We start from the raw sequence: 15,944 nt of genomic DNA, 5'->3' as shown, positions 1-15,944 counted from the left end.
ATCCCACAGCCGCCAGCAGGGCGGCTGTGGGATCAGTGCAGCACGCAGTCGCGTTTACTTGATCCTCTGACCCGGCTTGGCGCCGCTGTCGGGGCTCAACAGGTAGATCTCCTCACCCCCCGGGCCTGCCGCCATCACCATGCCTTCAGAGATGCCGAAGCGCATTTTGCGCGGCTTGAGGTTGGCGATCATCATCGTCAGCCGGCCTTCGAGCTTGGCCGGGTCCGGATAGGCGCTCTTGATGCCGGAGAATACGTTGCGTTGCTCGTCGCCGATGTCCAGGGTCAGGCGCAGCAGTTTATCCGCACCCTCCACGGCCTCTGCCTTGAGGATCAACGCGACGCGCAGGTCGACGGCGGCAAAGGTATCGAAATCGATTTCCGGCGACAGCGGGTCCTTGGCCAGTTCGCCGTTGCCGGCAGGAGCGCCGGTGTCGGTTTGGCTGGCGACCAGGTCTTCCTTGGAGGCGTCGGTCATGGCTTGCACCTTGGCGGCTTCGATACGGGTCATCAGCGGCTTGAATTCGTTCAGTTGATGGTTGCTCAGCAAGGTCTGGTGGTCGTCCCAGGTCAGCGGTGCCACGTTGAGGAACGCTTCGGCATCGGCGGCCAGCAGCGGCAGCACCGGCTTGAGGAAGATCACCAGCTGGCGGAACAGGTTGACGCCCAGGGCACAGATGGCCTGGACTTCATCCTGCTTGCCTTCCTGCTTGTTCAGCGACCAGGGCGCCTTGTCGGCGATCCAGGCATTGGCACGGTCGGCCAGGGCCATGATTTCACGCATCGCCCGGGCAAAGTCGCGGGTCTCGTAGGCCTCGGCGATGCTCGGTGCGGCGGCCAGGAAGGCGTCGGTCAGTTCCGGCGCGGCATTGCCGGCCACCAGGACCCCGGCGTTACCCTTGTGGATGAACCCGGCGCAACGGCTGGCAATGTTGACGACCTTGCCCACCAGGTCGGAGTTGACCTTCTGCACGAAGTCCTCGAGGTTCAGGTCCAGGTCGTCGACGCCGCGGCCCAGCTTGGCCGCGTAGTAGTAGCGCAGGTATTCCGGGGACAGGTGGTCCAGGTAGGTCCGTGCCTTGATGAAGGTACCGCGGGACTTGGACATCTTCTGGCCGTTGACGGTCAGGTAGCCGTGGACGTTGATGCCGGTCGGCTTGCGGAAACCGGCGCCTTCGAGCATCGCGGGCCAGAACAGTGCATGGAAATTGACGATGTCCTTGCCGATGAAATGGTACAGCTCGGCAGTGGAGTCCTTGCCCCAGAACGCGTCGAAGTCCAGCTCCGGCGTGCGGTCGCAAAGGTTCTTGAAGCTGGCCATGTAGCCGATGGGCGCATCCAGCCACACGTAGAAGTACTTGCCGGGTTCGCCAGGGATCTCGAAACCGAAATACGGGGCGTCGCGGGAGATGTCCCACTGCTGCAGGCCGGCGTCGAGCCACTCGGAGAGCTTGTTGGCGACGGCATCCTGCAGGGTGCCGCTGCGGGTCCAGGCCTGCAGCATCTGCTGGAAGTCCGGCAGCTTGAAGAAGAAATGCTCGGAGTCCTTGAGCACTGGCGTGGCACCGGAAATCGCCGACTTGGGGTCCTTCAGGTCGGTCGGTGCGTAGGTCGCGCCGCATTTCTCGCAGTTGTCGCCGTACTGGTCTTCGGTGCCGCATTTCGGGCAGGTGCCCTTGATGAAGCGGTCGGCCAGGAACATTTTCTTTTCCGGGTCGAAATACTGGGTGATCGAGCGCGTGGCGATGTGCCCGGCGTCACGCAGCTTCAGGTAGATCAGGCTCGACAGCTCACGGTTTTCTTCGGCGTGAGTGGAGTGGAAGTTATCGAAGTCCACCAGGAAGTCGGCAAAGTCGGCGCTGTGTTCAGCCTGGACATTGGCGATCAGTTGTTCCGGGGTGATGCCTTCCTTTTCCGCGCGCAACATGATGGCCGAACCGTGGGCGTCGTCGGCGCAGACATAGATGCATTGGTTGCCGCGATGCTTCTGGAAGCGCACCCACATATCGGTCTGGATGTACTCCAGCATATGGCCGAGGTGAATCGAACCATTGGCATAGGGCAGGGCACTGGTGACGAGGATCTTGCGTGGCTCGGACATGGGGCTCGGCTACTTGATGAAACGGAGGTCGGCCACTATAAAGCGCTGGGAAATATATTTCACCCCACCGGCCTGTTTCCGCATGCATCGATTGGGCGCGGTGAAGGGCGCCGGGCCACGATCTGTGGTGAATGGATCGAGCGAAACATCGCACCGCCCCGCTGGACTGCGCAGCAGTCGCAAAAACAGTCGAACCAGACCAACCCGGGCGCGAGGTTCTGGGGCGCTTCGCAACCCGGCGGGGATGAATCCCTCGCCACAAAAGGTGTTCGCCCTGTTGTAATCGGGTCGCCACGCGCAAGCGTGGGGCGTAGGATAGCGGCCTGTTTTCAAGTCCTGCTATCGGAGTTGCCCATGAGCGCCGTCAATTGCGCAACGGTGGAAGCCGTCCTTCGCCAATACACCGACCCCTACCTGAACCAGGATCCGGTCAGCGCCGGATGTGTGCGCGATATCGACGTGCAAGGCGATCGCGTCAACGTTCGATTGGAGATCGGCTATGCCGCCGACCTGTTCAAGGGCGGTTGGGCGCAGATGCTGCAGATGGCGATCGAGGCCCTGGACGGGGTGACGAGCGCCAAGGTCGAAATCACCAGTGTGATCGCCCCCCACAAGGCCCAGGCGCAGGTTCCTGGTCTGGCGAACGTCAAGAATGTCATTGCCGTGGCCTCGGGCAAGGGCGGTGTGGGCAAATCCACCACCGCCGCCAACCTGGCCCTGGCCCTCGCCCGGGAAGGGGCGAAGGTCGGCATGCTGGATGCGGACATCTATGGACCGAGCCAGGGCATCATGTTCGGCATTGCCGAGGGCACCCGGCCGCAGGTCAAGGACCAGAAATGGTTCGTACCGATCCAGTCCCACGGCGTGGAAGTCATGTCCATGGCGTTCCTCACCGACGACAACACGCCGATGGTCTGGCGCGGACCGATGGTGTCCGGTGCCTTGCTGCAACTGGTGACGCAGACCGCCTGGGGCGACCTGGACTACCTGGTGATCGACATGCCGCCCGGCACTGGCGATATCCAGCTGACCCTTGCACAGAAAGTCCCGGTGGCCGGTGCGGTGATCGTCACCACCCCACAGGACCTGGCACTGCTGGACGCCCGCAAGGGGGTGGAGATGTTCCGCAAGGTGAACATCCCGGTGCTGGGCGTGGTGGAGAACATGGCCGTGCACATCTGTTCGAACTGCGGGCATGCGGAACATCTGTTCGGCGAAGGTGGCGGCGAGAAACTGGCGAACCAGTACGGCGTCGAGCTGTTGGCTTCGTTGCCGCTGTCCATGCTGATCCGCGAACAATCCGATGGTGGCAAGCCGACTGTCATTGCCGAGCCGGAAAGCCAGATCGCCATGGTCTACCAGGAACTGGCCCGTCACGTGGGCGCGCGGATCGTCCTGCAGGAAGCGGCGATGCCGTCGATGCCGAACATTACCGTCAGCGACGACTGATCTCACGCCGACCCTCGTGGAAGCGGGCAAGCCCGCTCCCGCAAGGGGACGTGGCGGTTCTACATCCGCAACCCGCCATCCATCTCCAGAATGCGGCCGGTGTAGTAGTCGTTCTCGAAGATATAGGCCGCCGAATGGGCGATCTCTTCAGGCCTGCCCATGCGTCTCAGGGGAATGGCGCTGGTCATTCTCTCCAGCGCCTCGGGTTTCATGCCCAGGGTCATCTCTGTCTCGATAAAGCCCGGTGCGATGCCGGCCACACGGATACCGTAGCGCGCCAGTTCCTTGGCCCAGGTCACGGTAGCGGCTGCCACGCCGGCCTTGGCGGCCGAATAGTTGGTCTGGCCGATATTGCCCGCCCGGGAAATCGAGGAAATATTGATGATGGCACCGCTGTTCTTCAGTTCGACCATCTTCGCGGCCACCTCGCGGGTGCACAGAAACACCCCCGTAAGGTTCACATCGATCACTGCCTGCCACTGGGCCAGGCTCATCTTGGTCATTTCGCCGTCCTTGACCTTGAGCAGCAAGCCGTCACGCAGGATCCCGGCGTTGTTGATCAGCCCGTGGATCGCTCCGAAATCTTCGGCCACCCGGGCGACCATGTCGCTGACCTGTTCTTCATTGGCGACGTTGCACAGGTAGGCGCGGGCCTCGACGCCCCTGGCCTTGCAGGCGGCAACCGCCTGGTCGAGTTTTTCCTGATTGAGGTCCACCAGGGCGAGCTTTGCGCCTTTGTCGGCGAAATACTCGGCCATGGAGCGGCCCAGACCCTGGCAACCGCCGGTGATAATGATTACTTTGTCGGTGAGTTGCATTCTCATGTCCCGGTGGCGCAGCGGTGAAGGGGAGCCCTGTGACGGCCTCTCGATCGGCGACGGTCGTTCAGCTGCGCAGAGAACTGCCCGTTGAGGGGCTGAAACATAGCCCGAACGCCTGACCGTTTTTAGACGGCTTTCACTAAAGGAGTCATAAATTGAGCGTTGACGTTGCCAAGCATGCACGAGAATTGCTGCTCAAGGAATACCGTGGAATGCTCTCCACCCATTCCAAGTCCATGCCCGGCTTTCCGTTCGGTTCCGTGGTGCCTTACTGCCTGGACGAGCAGGGCCGGCCGCTGATCCTGATCAGCCGCATCGCCCAGCACACCCATAACCTGCAAAAAGACCCCAAATGCTCGATGCTGGTGGGCGAACGGGGAGCCGAGGACGTGCAGGCCGTGGGGCGCCTGACCTATCTGGCCGAGGCGCAAAAGCTCGAAGACAGCGCAGCCATCGAGGCCGCCGCCGAGCGCTATTACCGCTACTTCCCCGAGTCGCGGAACTACCACCAGGCCCACGATTTCGATTTCTGGGTGCTCAGCCCGGTGCGCCACCGCTATATCGGTGGCTTCGGCGCCATTCACTGGATCGACCGGATTACGCTTGCGAACCCCTTCGCTGGCAAGGCGGAGGCGAGCATGATCGAGCACATGAATGCCGATCATGCCAAGGCCATTGCTCATTATGTGGAATTGGCCAATCTTCCCAGGACCGAGCCGGCGCAACTGGTAGGCATCGACAGTGAAGGCATGCACCTGCGCATCGGCCAAGGACTGCATTGGCTGGCGTTCCAGGCACCTTGCAACACGCCGACACAAGTACGCGAAGCCTTGGTTTATCTGGCTCACGCCGAACAATGGCCAAAAAATGCAGAGGCCGACGCTTGAATTCACGAAAGGGTGACGTCATTTAGGGTTTCATAGCTGGTGGCCTATGTGGCTGATTCGAGTACAGGCCACCAGGCATTCTTGCGTTGAGGAACCCTTTGATGCGCCCTTTTTTGTTGCTCTTCCTGCTATTCCCGGTGCTGGAGCTGTTTGTATTCGTCAAGGTCAGCGGTGCGATCGGGTTTTTCCCGGCCCTCTTGCTGGTGATTCTCGGCTCCATGCTCGGCGTATTCGTATTGCGTATCGCCGGTCTCGCCACGGCACTGCGTGCTCGTGAAAGCCTGAACCGTGGCGAACTGCCCGCCCAGACCATGCTCGAAGGCCTGATGCTGGCCTTGGGCGGTGGCCTGTTGATCCTGCCAGGCTTCATCAGCGATGTGCTGGGCCTGATCATGCTGTTGCCTTTCACCCGTCGGATGCTGGCCAACAAGATGCGCCAGCGTGCCGAAGAGCAGGCCATGCGCCAGCGTGCCTTTTCCGACGATCTACAGCCTCGTGGCGGCCCGGCACCGCGGGAGCCCCTGGGCCGAGAGCCGAACGTGATCGAAGGCGAGTTCGAACACCGCGACTCCAAGTAGACCCACCGCACGGCACCTTCGGGTGCCGTGTTCGTTTTCGGGGCGCCGGAAGAAAATTTTTTCGTCCCGGCCCTTGTAATCGTCTTGTACGCCCTTATGTATCGGTCACCGCAAGGTTCCCGGTGGCAACACTGGACAGACTTCCGCGGTTCGGCTGACGAACCGCATCCGGCTTTGCCGGCTTTTGTTAAACCCGCCGGGAATACACCGGCCGATGAAAACCAAAATTAGGAGAGATCGACAATGAAGCTTCGTCCTCTGCATGACCGCGTCGTCATCCGTCGCAGCGAAGAAGAGAAGAAAACCGCTGGCGGTATCGTCCTGCCAGGTTCGGCTGCTGAAAAAGCCAACCACGGTGAAGTTCTCGCTGTAGGCCCAGGCAAGGCACTGGAAAACGGTGAAGTACGTGCGCCGGCCGTGAAAGTGGGTGACAAGGTTGTGTTCGGCCCTTACTCCGGCAGCAACACTGTGAAAGTCGACGGCGAAGACCTGCTGGTAATGAGCGAGAACGAAATCCTCGCTGTTATCGAAGGCTGATTTCTCCCGCCCATTTTTCCCGTTACTACAAAGTATTTAAGGAATATCGATCATGGCTGCTAAAGAAGTTAAATTCGGCGACTCCGCCCGCAAGAAAATGCTCACCGGTGTCAATGTCCTGGCTGACGCAGTAAAAGCGACCCTGGGCCCGAAAGGCCGTAACGTGATCATCGAGAAAAGCTTCGGCGCTCCGACCATCACCAAGGACGGCGTTTCCGTAGCCAAGGAAATCGAACTCGAAGATCGTTTCGAAAACATGGGCGCGCAGCTGGTCAAGGACGTTGCCTCCCGTGCCAACGATGACGCGGGCGACGGCACCACCACCGCCACCGTTCTGGCTCAGTCGATCGTCAACGAAGGCCTGAAGGCTGTCGCTGCCGGCATGAACCCGATGGACCTCAAGCGCGGTATCGACAAGGCCACCATCGCCATCGTCAAGGAGCTCAAGGGCCTGTCCAAGCCTTGCGCTGACTCCAAGGCGATTGCCCAGGTCGGCACCATCTCTGCCAACTCCGACAACTCCATCGGTGACATCATCGCTGAAGCCATGGAAAAAGTCGGTAAAGAAGGCGTGATCACCGTCGAAGAAGGTTCGGGCCTGGAAAACGAACTGTCGGTTGTCGAAGGCATGCAGTTCGACCGCGGCTACCTGTCCCCGTACTTCGTCAACAAGCCAGACACCATGGTTGCCGAGCTGGAAAGCCCGCTGATCCTGCTGGTGGACAAAAAGATCTCCAACATCCGCGAAATGCTGCCGGTGCTGGAAGCCGTTGCCAAAGCTGGCCGTCCACTGCTGATCGTGGCCGAAGACGTCGAAGGCGAAGCCCTGGCGACCCTGGTCGTGAACAACATGCGTGGCATCGTCAAGGTCGCGGCCGTCAAGGCTCCAGGCTTCGGCGACCGTCGCAAGGCCATGCTGCAGGACATCGCCGTCCTGACTGGCGGTACCGTAATCTCCGAAGAGATCGGCCTGAGCCTGGAAAGCACGACCCTGGAGCACCTGGGTAATGCCAAGCGCGTGACCCTGTCCAAGGAAAACACCATCATCGTCGACGGTGCTGGCGTACAAGGCGACATCGAAGCGCGTATCGCACAGATCCGTGCCCAGGTTGCCGAAACTTCCTCGGACTACGACCGTGAAAAACTGCAAGAGCGTCTGGCCAAGCTGTCCGGCGGCGTTGCGGTGATCAAGGTTGGCGCCGGTTCCGAAGTCGAAATGAAAGAGAAGAAAGCCCGCGTTGAAGACGCCCTGCACGCTACCCGTGCAGCCGTTGAAGAAGGCGTGGTACCTGGCGGTGGCGTAGCCCTGATCCGTGCTCTGGAAGCATTGACCCAACTGAAAGGCGACAATGCCGATCAGGACGTTGGTATCGCTGTGCTGCGTCGCGCTGTTGAAGCGCCGCTGCGTCAGATCGTTGCCAACTCCGGCGACGAGCCAAGCGTTGTGGTCGACAAGGTCAAGAACGGCGAGGGCAGCTTCGGTTACAACGCTGCCACTGGCGAGTACGGCGACATGATCGAAATGGGCATCCTGGACCCAACCAAGGTGACCCGTTCGGCCCTGCAGGCCGCTGCTTCCATCGGCGGTCTGATCCTGACCACCGAAGCTGCGGTTGCTGATGCACCGAAGAAAGAAGGTGCAGCTGGCGGCGGCATGCCAGACATGGGCGGCATGGGTGGCATGGGCGGCATGATGTAAGCCAGCCTTACCCCTGTACTGAAAAACCCCGTCTGCGTCAGCAGGCGGGGTTTTTTATTCGCTTCAAAAATGTTAGCTCGAAATGGCGGTGTGGCTATCCCGTTCAGGCATTGGCGGGACGCGCCTCGGCTACCGACTCATTTGTGGAAGCTGGCCGGTACAGGATGTAGTAATAACATCCCAGGCAAATCAGCCAGCAGAACACCGCCGTCCACACATTGTGGGAAAAGAAGTGTGCTCCCTGCATCATCCGACCGACAGAAAACACCGTGCCCAGGGCGAAGGCCAATACCAGCGTCTGGCGGGCGAGGCGCGGGCGACGGTCGCGCAGGGCGAAGAACAGCGCAAACAAGGTGAAGCCGGTCGCCGCATGGCCGCCGGGCCAGCATCGGCCAGGCTTGTCGGTGGCAGGGCGAGGACTCAGCAGTTCACTGTAGGCTTCGCTGCCGCCAAATTCCTTCAGGCTCCAGGGACATTGCACCGCCGTCACGGCTTTCATCGGGGTAACGAAAGAAGTCGCCAGGGCCAGGGATAAGACCAGGCAGCCCATCTCGCGTTTGAAGGGTTTGAGTCGGGCGACGAAAAACGTGCCGATGAAACCGAGGATCGCCAGCACGGAAAAACCGATGACCATCTGTTTGGCCCGGTCATGCAGGATGTCTTCCAGAAAAAAACTGTGCCGGCCGATGAAACCACCACCGGCCGGGTCGTAGAACAGCCTGGCCAGGTCCATGTCCACGGTCGTCGCCTCCAGTAGCACCAGAATCAGGGCAACCACGGCGGGCACGCCCAGGGCGATCCGGAAATTCAAGGGTCTGGAAGCGGGACGGATGGCTGTGTGGACCATGGCGGTACCTTCGATGGCAGTGTTCATGAACGGCAATGCGCGCAGTCTGCCCGGCGCTGCGTTGGGGAGGTGTGAATGCCCGGTGAAAAACTCGTCAAGATCCTTTTTCCGGAAAGGTCCCCTCAAGGTTCACCGGCGAGGACCAAAGATGCGCCTCTAGCCGGAAGCGACGCTTGGCCTTAAGCTGCGCGGGCCACGAAGACCGTCTAGCGTGAGCGGAGGAGATCCCATGCGAATTCTGTTGGTTGAAGACAACCGTGACATCCTGGCCAACCTGGCCGATTACCTGGGGCTCAAAGGCTATACGGTCGATTGCGCACAGGACGGTTTGTCGGGGTTGCATCTGGCCGCGACCGAGCACTACGACCTGATCGTGCTCGATATCATGCTGCCGGGGATCGACGGCTACACCTTGTGCAAGCGCCTGCGGGAAGATGCCCGGCGCGACACGCCCGTGATCATGCTCACGGCTCGCGACCAACTGGATGATCGCTTGCAAGGTTTCAAATCCGGGGCCGACGATTACCTGATCAAACCCTTTGCCCTGTCGGAACTGGCGGCACGGATCGAAGCCGTGATGCGTCGGACCCAGGGCGGCGGTCGGCGCGCCTTGCAGGTCGGCGACCTGAGCTACGACCTCGACACCCTGGAAGTGACACGCGAAGGCAAGCTGCTCAAGCTCAACCCGGTCGGCCTGAAGCTGCTGGCAGTACTGATGCAGAAGAGCCCCCACGTGTTGCGCCGGGAAATCCTCGAGGAAGCCTTGTGGGGCGACGACTGCCCGGACAGCGACAGCCTGCGCAGCCACGTTCACCAATTGCGCCAGGTGATCGACAAGCCTTTCGACAAACCCCTGCTGCATACCGTGCACGGCGTGGGTTATCGCCTGGCCGAGGGCCGAGATGGAGTTTAAGCAGAGCCTTGCCCAACGGATCATCATCGCTTTTGCACTGATGAGCGCGTTGGTGGCCGGAGCGTTCGCCATGGGCATCGTGGCGACGGTCCATCTGGTGGAAGAAAAGTTGATTTCCGCCGGGCTGGGAGGCGACCTGCAGCGCCTGTTGCTGATGGACAGCGTGTCGGACTGGAGCCATCGCCCGGAACCCGACCAGCTGTTCTACTTCAGTGGTGGCCCGGGCGACTTCGAGTTGCCCAAGGATCTGCGTCATCTGGAACGCGGTTTCCATGAAGTGTTCCGGGAGCAGTTGTCCTATCATGCCATGGTGGAGATCGTGGACGGTCGGCACTACGTGCTGCTGCAAGACCAGAGCGATTTCGAGGAGCGTGAACGGGTACTGTTCGCCGTGGTGCTGGTGGGGTTCGTGCTCAGCCTGGCGCTTGCAGTGTTCCTGGGTTGGGTCCTGGCTCGTCGGGTGATGGCGCCGGTGGTGCGCCTGGCCCAGCAAGTGCGCCATCGAGACCAGCTCCTCGGGCTCGCCCCGCCGTTGGCCCCCGATTATGCCGCCGATGAGGTGGGCGAACTTGCCGTGGCATTCGACGCCACGCTGGGGCGTTTGCGCCAGGCGTTGACGCGGGAACGGTTGTTCACCAGTGATGTGAGTCACGAGTTGCGCACTCCGTTGATGGTGCTGGCGACGTCCTGCGAGCTGTTGCTGGAGAACCCGGCCTTGGATCAACGCGGTCGCACCCAGGTCGAGCGTATCAACCGCGCCAGTGAAGAGATGCGTGAGCTGGTGCAGACCTTCCTGATGCTCGCCAGGACCCAGCGTGAAGACAGTGGCATGTCCCCTCGAATGACGCTGGGCCAAGTCGCCGATAACCTCATCGGGTTGTGGCGAACCCCGATCGAGTCCAAGGGCCTGGAACTGATCTTCGAGCCCGGGCATCCCCCCGATACCCTGTACAACGCGACATTCCTGACAGCCGTCATGGGCAACCTGTTGCGCAACGCCTTGCACTACACAGACCAGGGGTTCATTCGCCTCACGCTGAATTCCAGCGGGTTCGTGGTCGAGGACAGCGGGGTCGGTATTCCCGAGGAGAAGCGCGAGGCGATGTTCGAACCGTTCGTACGCGGCAACGAAAAACGCGGAGAAGGGCTTGGGTTGGGGCTGTCGCTGGTGCAGCGAATCTGTGAGAACCAGGGCTGGACGGTGAGCCTCAGCACCATGGAGCCTAACGGTTGCCATTTCGAAGTGGACTTGAATCCGCAGCCTTGAACGTTCCCGTCACCTCCTTGCATGTCGAAAAGTCTTGAAAACATTCGGCCGTTTACACGACGAAGTTTTCACAAAGACATGACCTGACGCCAACATGCCCAACCCTAAGGTGGAAGCCATTCAGTAATGGAGGCTTCTCACCATGTCAAATGCCATCAAGCTCGATTTCTCTGAAAAGTACGACGAGCAGCATGCCCAGCAATACCTGCATAAACACCGTGACGGCTTGAGTCGGCGCCTTTCCCATCAGCGTGACGAGCAACTGGCCCGGCGGGCATTGGCGCTTGCGGGGGATCCTGGCCTGGTGCTGGATTTGCCATGTGGTGCCGGGCGTTTCTGGCCCTTGCTGGCGGAAAAACCTAATCGCGTCATCATCGGTGCGGACAATTCCGAGGCGATGCTCATGACGGCATTGAAGGCCCAGCCGACCGATGTCGTAAAACGGGTACGACCTTTGCACACATCTGCGTTCGACATTGCCTTGCCTGATAACGCCGTCGACAGCATTTTTTGCATGCGTTTGTTGCACCACATCGGTGAAGCCGCGCACCGACTGGCGATCCTGCGGGAATTCCAGCGTGTCAGTCGAGACAGCGTGATCGTTTCATTGTGGGTCGATGGCAATTTCAAGGCCTGGAAGCGCAAGCGCCTGGAACGTTCACGTGGGCAGAAAGACTACCAGAACAGATTTGTGTTACCGGCCGCTACAGTCGAGGAAGAATTCCGACAGACTGGGTTCCGTATTCAAGAACGATTGGATTTCCTACCGCTCTATGCCATGTGGCGAGTTTATGTATTACGCAAGAGGTAACAGCATGGTTGCGCAGGCGCAAGAGGTACCGACGGTTCACCTTGGCAATTTCGATCACTTCTGGAACCAGCAGGGGGAGTGGGTCGAAGCACCCAATGTGCGCCGTGGCGGTGAAAGCGGTGTGCAGCGGATCCACAATGATGACGGCAATCTACTGTACGCCAAGCGTCAGATCGGTCATGTGTACCGCAGCTTTTTCCATCCGTTTGGTCGGCCAACCGTACTGCGCGAGCAGGACGCGCTGCTGGCTCTGACTCGGCTGGACGTTGGCGTCCCCCAGATCATCTTTTGCGGCGCCCAGCGCGATCCGGTCCATAAATGGCGTGCACTGTTGGTGACCCATGCGTTGGATGGCTTCGTGGAGTTGGAACAGTGGTATGCCGCAGGCGAACGCGAGCGTCATGGCGAAGCGCTGCATGAGCGTTTCCTCCAGGCATTGGCTGAGAACCTGGCTCGCATGCACAAAGGTCGCTGGCAACACGGCTGCCTCTATATGAAGCATGTGTTTGTGCGGGTCAGCGGCGAGGGCGAGTTTGCCAAGGCCGAGGTGGCCCTGTTGGACCTGGAGAAGTGCCGCCAGCGACTGACTGCCCGAAGTGCCGCCTCCCATGACTTGAAGCAGCTGCGTCGCCATTCGTCGTTCAGCGAGTCTGACTGGAGAAAACTCGTCTACTTTTATGAGGCGGCGTTTGGCAGCGCTATCAAAGGCTTATGACGATGAAATTGGAAATTGCTAGAGGTGTGTTCCTGGTGGGAGCCCTGGCAGTGACATCGATGGCGGTGGCTGTCTGGGAACAGCCTCGTTCGCAGATCCTCAATGCCTCCCACACCGATGCACATTGCCCATTGCCGCGGGTGGCCAAGGCCAGTGAGGCGGTCAGGCCGGATCAGGACCTGTTGCTGTTCATGTTCGGTCTTTCCCAAGGCATGAGGCCACAGAGTTGAGTTTCACGAAACCAGAATGAAAAGGCCTCGCTTGTACGAGGCCTTTTCATTTCATGCAGTCTTGTCCGGCTTGGCCAGCAGCGTGTAGATGCAGGGCAGTACGAACAGGGTGAACAGGGTGCCGATGGACATGCCGGTGGCAATCACCATGCCGATGTCGAAGCGGCTGACCGCCCCGGCACCCGTGGCCAGGATCAGCGGTACCATGCCAAACACCATCGCCGCGGTGGTCATCAGTACTGGCCGCAAGCGAATCGAGGCGGCCTGCTCCACGGCTTCCCTTGGTGCCAGCCCCTGTTCCTTGCGCAACTGGTTGGCAAACTCGACGATCAGGATCCCGTGCTTGCTGATCAGGCCGATCAGCGTCACCAACCCTACCTGGGTATAGATGTTCATGCTCGACCAGCCGAGGAACAGCGGAATCAGTGCTCCGCAAATGGACAGCGGCACTGTCACCAGGATGACCAGTGGATCCCGGAAACTCTCGAACTGGGCGGCCAGTACCAGGAAGATGATTGCCAGGGCCAGGGCAAAGGTGACCCACAGTGCGCTGCCTTCCTGGACGAACTGACGCGATGCGCCTGCATAGTCGAAGGCGAACCCCGTTGGCGCTTCTTCCTGGGCGATCTGGCGAACCGTCTCGATCGCCTCGCCCATGCTGACGATGGGAAAACCTGAAATCGTGACTGCGTTGAGCTGCTGGAACTGGTTCAACTGCCGCGGTCGAGCCCGATCACTGACCTTGATCAGCGTGGACAGGGGGAGCGATTCGCCCTGGGCATTCTTGACGTAATAGTTGTTCAGCCAGTCCGGGTTGTCCCGGTAGGGGCGTTCTACCTGGGCGATGACCTTGTAGCTGCGCCCTTCGATGGTAAAGCGGTTGATTTCCGATTCCCCCAGCAGCGTGGCGAGGGTGCCGCCAAGGTCCTGCATCGATACGCCCATCTGGGCGGCCTTGGCGCGATCGATGTCCACGACGACCTCGGGTTTGTCGAAGGCCAGGTCGATGTCCATGAAGGCGAACTTGCCGGACTCCAGCGCGCGTTTCTTGACCCGCTCGGCAATCTCCAGCAGCGTCGCGTAGTCTTTCGGCGCGTTGATGACGAATGCAAAGGGCAGCCCCTCGCCAGTGCCCGGCAGGGAAGGCAGGTTGAAGCCGAAGATCTGCAGGCCCGGTATCGTCTCCAGTCGTTCCTGGACTTCAGGCAGGATTTCCATCTGGGTGCGGTCGCGTTCGTTCCAGGGCTTGAGGAGGAAACCACCGATACCGGACTGGACGCCGTTGTAGCCATTGATCTGGAACGAGGAGTAGTACTCCGGGAATTCCTTGAAGATCGTGAGGAAGTGGTCGGTGTAGGCGTTCAGGTAATCGAGGTTGGTGTGCTGTGGCGCGCTGGCCATCATGAAGATGATGCCCTGGTCTTCATCGGGGGCCAGCTCGGATTTGGTGAACATGACCAGCACCGGAATCAGCAGCAATACGATCACCGCGAATACCAGCACCGCCGGCCGGGTATTGAGGGTGCCGTGGAGCATGCGCTGGTAGCGGCTTTTCAGGCGTTCGAACATGCCATCCAGGCGATGAGCCAGGCCCGAAGGGTTTTCGTCGCGCCGCAGCAGCATGGCGCACATCATCGGCGACAAGGTCAGGGCAACGATGCCGGATATCACCACGGCACCGGCCAGGGTCAGGGCGAACTCCTTGAACAAGGCGCCTGTCAGGCCTTCCAGCAGGCCGATCGGCGCATACACCGCTGCCAGGGTGATGGTCATCGAGACCACCGGCATGGCAATTTCCCGGGCGCCTTCCAGCGCAGCGTCGAACGGGCTCTTGCCTTCCTCGATATGCCGGTGGATGTTCTCCACCACGACGATGGCATCGTCCACCACCAGGCCGATGGCCAGCACCATGGCGAGCAGCGTCAGCAGGTTCATCGAGTAGCCCATCAACTGCATGAAGAACATCACGCCGATCATCGACAGCGGGATGGTCACCACCGGGATGACGACCGAACGCAGCGCACCGAGGAAGAGAAAGACCACGACGATGACGATCAGCACGGCTTCGAAGAGGGTCTTCACCACTTCATCGATGGAAGCCTGGATGAACAGCGTCGCGTCATAGGCGATCTCGGCCTTCAGGTTCGACGGCAGCTGGGCTTCCAGTTCCGGCATGACCCGGCGTACTTCCTTGATCACGTCCAGCGGGTTGGCGCCGGGGGTGGCCTTGATGCCGATGTAAACGGAGGGGGTGCCCCCGAAGGAGCTGATGGTGTCGTAGTTTTCCGCGCCCATCTCCACCCGCGCCACGTCCCGTAGCAGCACGCGGCTGTCACCCTCGGTCTTGAGCGGAATCGCGGCGAAGGCTTCCGCGGTCTTGAGCTCGGTATTGGCGTTGATGCTGGTGACGACGTATTCGCCTTTCACTTCGCCGGCGGCCGAGAGGAAGTTGTACTGGCGCACGGCAGCTGTCACGTCGGCGGCGGTCAGGCCGAAGCCGGCGAGCTTGACCGGGTCCAGCCACAGGCGCATGGCGAAGACCTGGTTGCCGAGGATTTCCGCTTCAGCCATGCCAGGGAGGGTGGCCAGCTTGGGCTGGACCACCCGCGACAGGTAGTCGGTGATCTGCGGGTTGCTCAGTTCCTGGCTGTAGAAACTGATGTACATCAGCGCCGAGGCATCGGCCGCCTCACGGCTGAGCACCGGGTCTTCCGCGTCCTGGGGCAGCTCGTTCTTGACTTCGTTGGCCTTGGCCAGCAGCTCGGTGAACAGCCGGTCGTTGTTGGTGCCGATGCGGGCATAGACCGAGATCACCGAGAAGTTCTGGCGGCTGACCGAGGTCATGTAGTCGATGCCCTCGGCGCTGGCCAGGCTCTGTTGCATCGGCTGGGTGATATAGCCCTGGATGGTCTCGGCGTTTGCCCCCGGATAGGCGGTGGTCACCGTGATCAGGGCGTTTTCCATTTGCGGGTATTGCCGCAGGGGCAACTTGCTCCAGGCCTGGAAGCCCAGCAGAACGATCAACAGGCTGACCACGGTGGCGAGCACCGGGCGGCGGATGAACGGATCGGTAAAAGCCATGGGGATTCC

General features: G+C 60.6%; 14 protein-coding genes. 10 read left to right on the top strand and 4 right to left on the bottom strand.

Translation table 11 applies throughout. The features are described 5' to 3' along the window. Window positions 1–54 precede the first annotated feature (54 nt). The gene (gene metG, locus AC1M7R_RS04945; protein ID WP_072431858.1) at window positions 55–2,100 is read right to left on the bottom strand and encodes a methionine--tRNA ligase; all 2,046 of its coding nucleotides are present in this window, start codon (window positions 2,098–2,100) and stop codon (window positions 55–57) included. A 354-nt stretch (window positions 2,101–2,454) separates the two neighbouring features. On the opposite strand from metG, the gene apbC reads away from it, so the two are divergent. Further along, entirely contained in the window at window positions 2,455–3,549 is a 1,095-nt protein-coding gene (gene apbC, locus AC1M7R_RS04940) for an iron-sulfur cluster carrier protein ApbC (RefSeq protein ID WP_072394996.1), read from the top strand. Between the two features lie 59 nt (window positions 3,550–3,608). Here the strand turns inward: apbC and AC1M7R_RS04935 are convergent, their stop codons facing one another. Further along, window positions 3,609–4,367: an SDR family oxidoreductase gene (locus AC1M7R_RS04935; RefSeq protein ID WP_072394994.1), complete on the bottom strand. Its 759-nt coding sequence runs from the start codon at window positions 4,365–4,367 to the stop codon at window positions 3,609–3,611. A gap of 158 nt (window positions 4,368–4,525) precedes the next feature. On the opposite strand from AC1M7R_RS04935, the gene AC1M7R_RS04930 reads away from it, so the two are divergent. The 4 genes from AC1M7R_RS04930 to groL all read left to right on the top strand — a co-directional run bounded on the left by AC1M7R_RS04930 (window position 4,526) and on the right by groL (window position 8,071). Continuing rightward, on the top strand, window positions 4,526–5,257 hold the full coding sequence (locus AC1M7R_RS04930; RefSeq protein WP_072394992.1) for a HugZ family pyridoxamine 5'-phosphate oxidase: 732 nt from the start codon (window positions 4,526–4,528) through the stop codon (window positions 5,255–5,257). Between the two features lie 101 nt (window positions 5,258–5,358). Then, on the top strand, window positions 5,359–5,835 hold the full coding sequence (locus AC1M7R_RS04925; RefSeq protein ID WP_072394990.1) for an FxsA family protein: 477 nt from the start codon (window positions 5,359–5,361) through the stop codon (window positions 5,833–5,835). A gap of 243 nt (window positions 5,836–6,078) precedes the next feature. After that, the gene (locus AC1M7R_RS04920) at window positions 6,079–6,372 is read left to right on the top strand and encodes a co-chaperone GroES (RefSeq protein WP_072394988.1); all 294 of its coding nucleotides are present in this window, start codon (window positions 6,079–6,081) and stop codon (window positions 6,370–6,372) included. Window positions 6,373–6,424: 52 nt separating this feature from the next. After that, window positions 6,425–8,071 carry a chaperonin GroEL gene (gene groL, locus AC1M7R_RS04915; RefSeq protein WP_072394986.1) on the top strand — a complete coding sequence of 549 codons (1,647 nt, stop codon included), beginning with the start codon at window positions 6,425–6,427 and terminating at the stop codon, window positions 8,069–8,071. Window positions 8,072–8,174: 103 nt separating this feature from the next. Here groL and AC1M7R_RS04910 read toward each other — a convergent pair whose 3' ends face one another. Further along, window positions 8,175–8,918, bottom strand: coding sequence for a phosphatase PAP2 family protein (locus AC1M7R_RS04910; RefSeq protein ID WP_072395455.1), 744 nt, complete (start codon window positions 8,916–8,918; stop codon window positions 8,175–8,177). A gap of 229 nt (window positions 8,919–9,147) precedes the next feature. Between AC1M7R_RS04910 and colR the strand changes: the two genes are divergently transcribed. From colR to AC1M7R_RS04885, 5 genes are all read left to right on the top strand, one after another. Beyond that, a complete protein-coding gene (gene colR / locus AC1M7R_RS04905) occupies window positions 9,148–9,831 on the top strand; it encodes a two-component system response regulator ColR (RefSeq protein WP_072394984.1) in 684 nt (227 codons plus the stop codon). After that, window positions 9,821–11,098, top strand: coding sequence for a sensor histidine kinase (locus tag AC1M7R_RS04900; RefSeq protein WP_072394982.1), 1,278 nt, complete (start codon window positions 9,821–9,823; stop codon window positions 11,096–11,098). Before colR ends, AC1M7R_RS04900 begins: the two co-directional genes overlap by 11 nt. Before the next feature lie 142 nt (window positions 11,099–11,240). Continuing rightward, entirely contained in the window at window positions 11,241–11,909 is a 669-nt protein-coding gene (locus AC1M7R_RS04895) for a class I SAM-dependent methyltransferase (RefSeq protein ID WP_072394980.1), read from the top strand. Between the two features lie 4 nt (window positions 11,910–11,913). Then, a complete protein-coding gene (locus AC1M7R_RS04890) occupies window positions 11,914–12,624 on the top strand; it encodes a lipopolysaccharide kinase InaA family protein (RefSeq protein WP_072394978.1) in 711 nt (236 codons plus the stop codon). A gap of 2 nt (window positions 12,625–12,626) precedes the next feature. Continuing rightward, on the top strand, window positions 12,627–12,854 hold the full coding sequence (locus AC1M7R_RS04885) for a hypothetical protein (RefSeq protein ID WP_072394976.1): 228 nt from the start codon (window positions 12,627–12,629) through the stop codon (window positions 12,852–12,854). Window positions 12,855–12,905: 51 nt separating this feature from the next. Here the strand turns inward: AC1M7R_RS04885 and AC1M7R_RS04880 are convergent, their stop codons facing one another. Next, a complete protein-coding gene (locus tag AC1M7R_RS04880) occupies window positions 12,906–15,935 on the bottom strand; it encodes a multidrug efflux RND transporter permease subunit (protein ID WP_072394974.1) in 3,030 nt (1,009 codons plus the stop codon). Window positions 15,936–15,944: the final 9 nt, after the last annotated feature.

The organism is Pseudomonas sp. MS01C9, assembly GCF_058202755.1.
This window is presented reverse-complemented; position numbering and strand designations above follow the sequence as displayed.

What these genes read in the sequence shown, in the direction of transcription:
- metG (WP_072431858.1), bottom strand. Translation starts at nt 2,100, where the DNA reads ATGTCCGAGCCACGCAAGATCCTCGTCACCAGTGCCCTGCCCTATGCC.
- apbC (WP_072394996.1), top strand. Translation starts at nt 2,455, where the DNA reads ATGAGCGCCGTCAATTGCGCAACGGTGGAAGCCGTCCTTCGCCAATAC.
- AC1M7R_RS04935 (WP_072394994.1), bottom strand. Translation starts at nt 4,367, where the DNA reads ATGCAACTCACCGACAAAGTAATCATTATCACCGGCGGTTGCCAGGGT.
- AC1M7R_RS04925 (WP_072394990.1), top strand. Translation starts at nt 5,359, where the DNA reads ATGCGCCCTTTTTTGTTGCTCTTCCTGCTATTCCCGGTGCTGGAGCTG.
- AC1M7R_RS04920 (WP_072394988.1), top strand. Translation starts at nt 6,079, where the DNA reads ATGAAGCTTCGTCCTCTGCATGACCGCGTCGTCATCCGTCGCAGCGAA.
- groL (WP_072394986.1), top strand. Translation starts at nt 6,425, where the DNA reads ATGGCTGCTAAAGAAGTTAAATTCGGCGACTCCGCCCGCAAGAAAATG.
- AC1M7R_RS04910 (WP_072395455.1), bottom strand. Translation starts at nt 8,918, where the DNA reads ATGGTCCACACAGCCATCCGTCCCGCTTCCAGACCCTTGAATTTCCGG.
- colR (WP_072394984.1), top strand. Translation starts at nt 9,148, where the DNA reads ATGCGAATTCTGTTGGTTGAAGACAACCGTGACATCCTGGCCAACCTG.
- AC1M7R_RS04900 (WP_072394982.1), top strand. Translation starts at nt 9,821, where the DNA reads ATGGAGTTTAAGCAGAGCCTTGCCCAACGGATCATCATCGCTTTTGCA.
- AC1M7R_RS04895 (WP_072394980.1), top strand. Translation starts at nt 11,241, where the DNA reads ATGTCAAATGCCATCAAGCTCGATTTCTCTGAAAAGTACGACGAGCAG.
- AC1M7R_RS04890 (WP_072394978.1), top strand. Translation starts at nt 11,914, where the DNA reads ATGGTTGCGCAGGCGCAAGAGGTACCGACGGTTCACCTTGGCAATTTC.
- AC1M7R_RS04885 (WP_072394976.1), top strand. Translation starts at nt 12,627, where the DNA reads ATGAAATTGGAAATTGCTAGAGGTGTGTTCCTGGTGGGAGCCCTGGCA.
- AC1M7R_RS04880 (WP_072394974.1), bottom strand. Translation starts at nt 15,935, where the DNA reads ATGGCTTTTACCGATCCGTTCATCCGCCGCCCGGTGCTCGCCACCGTG.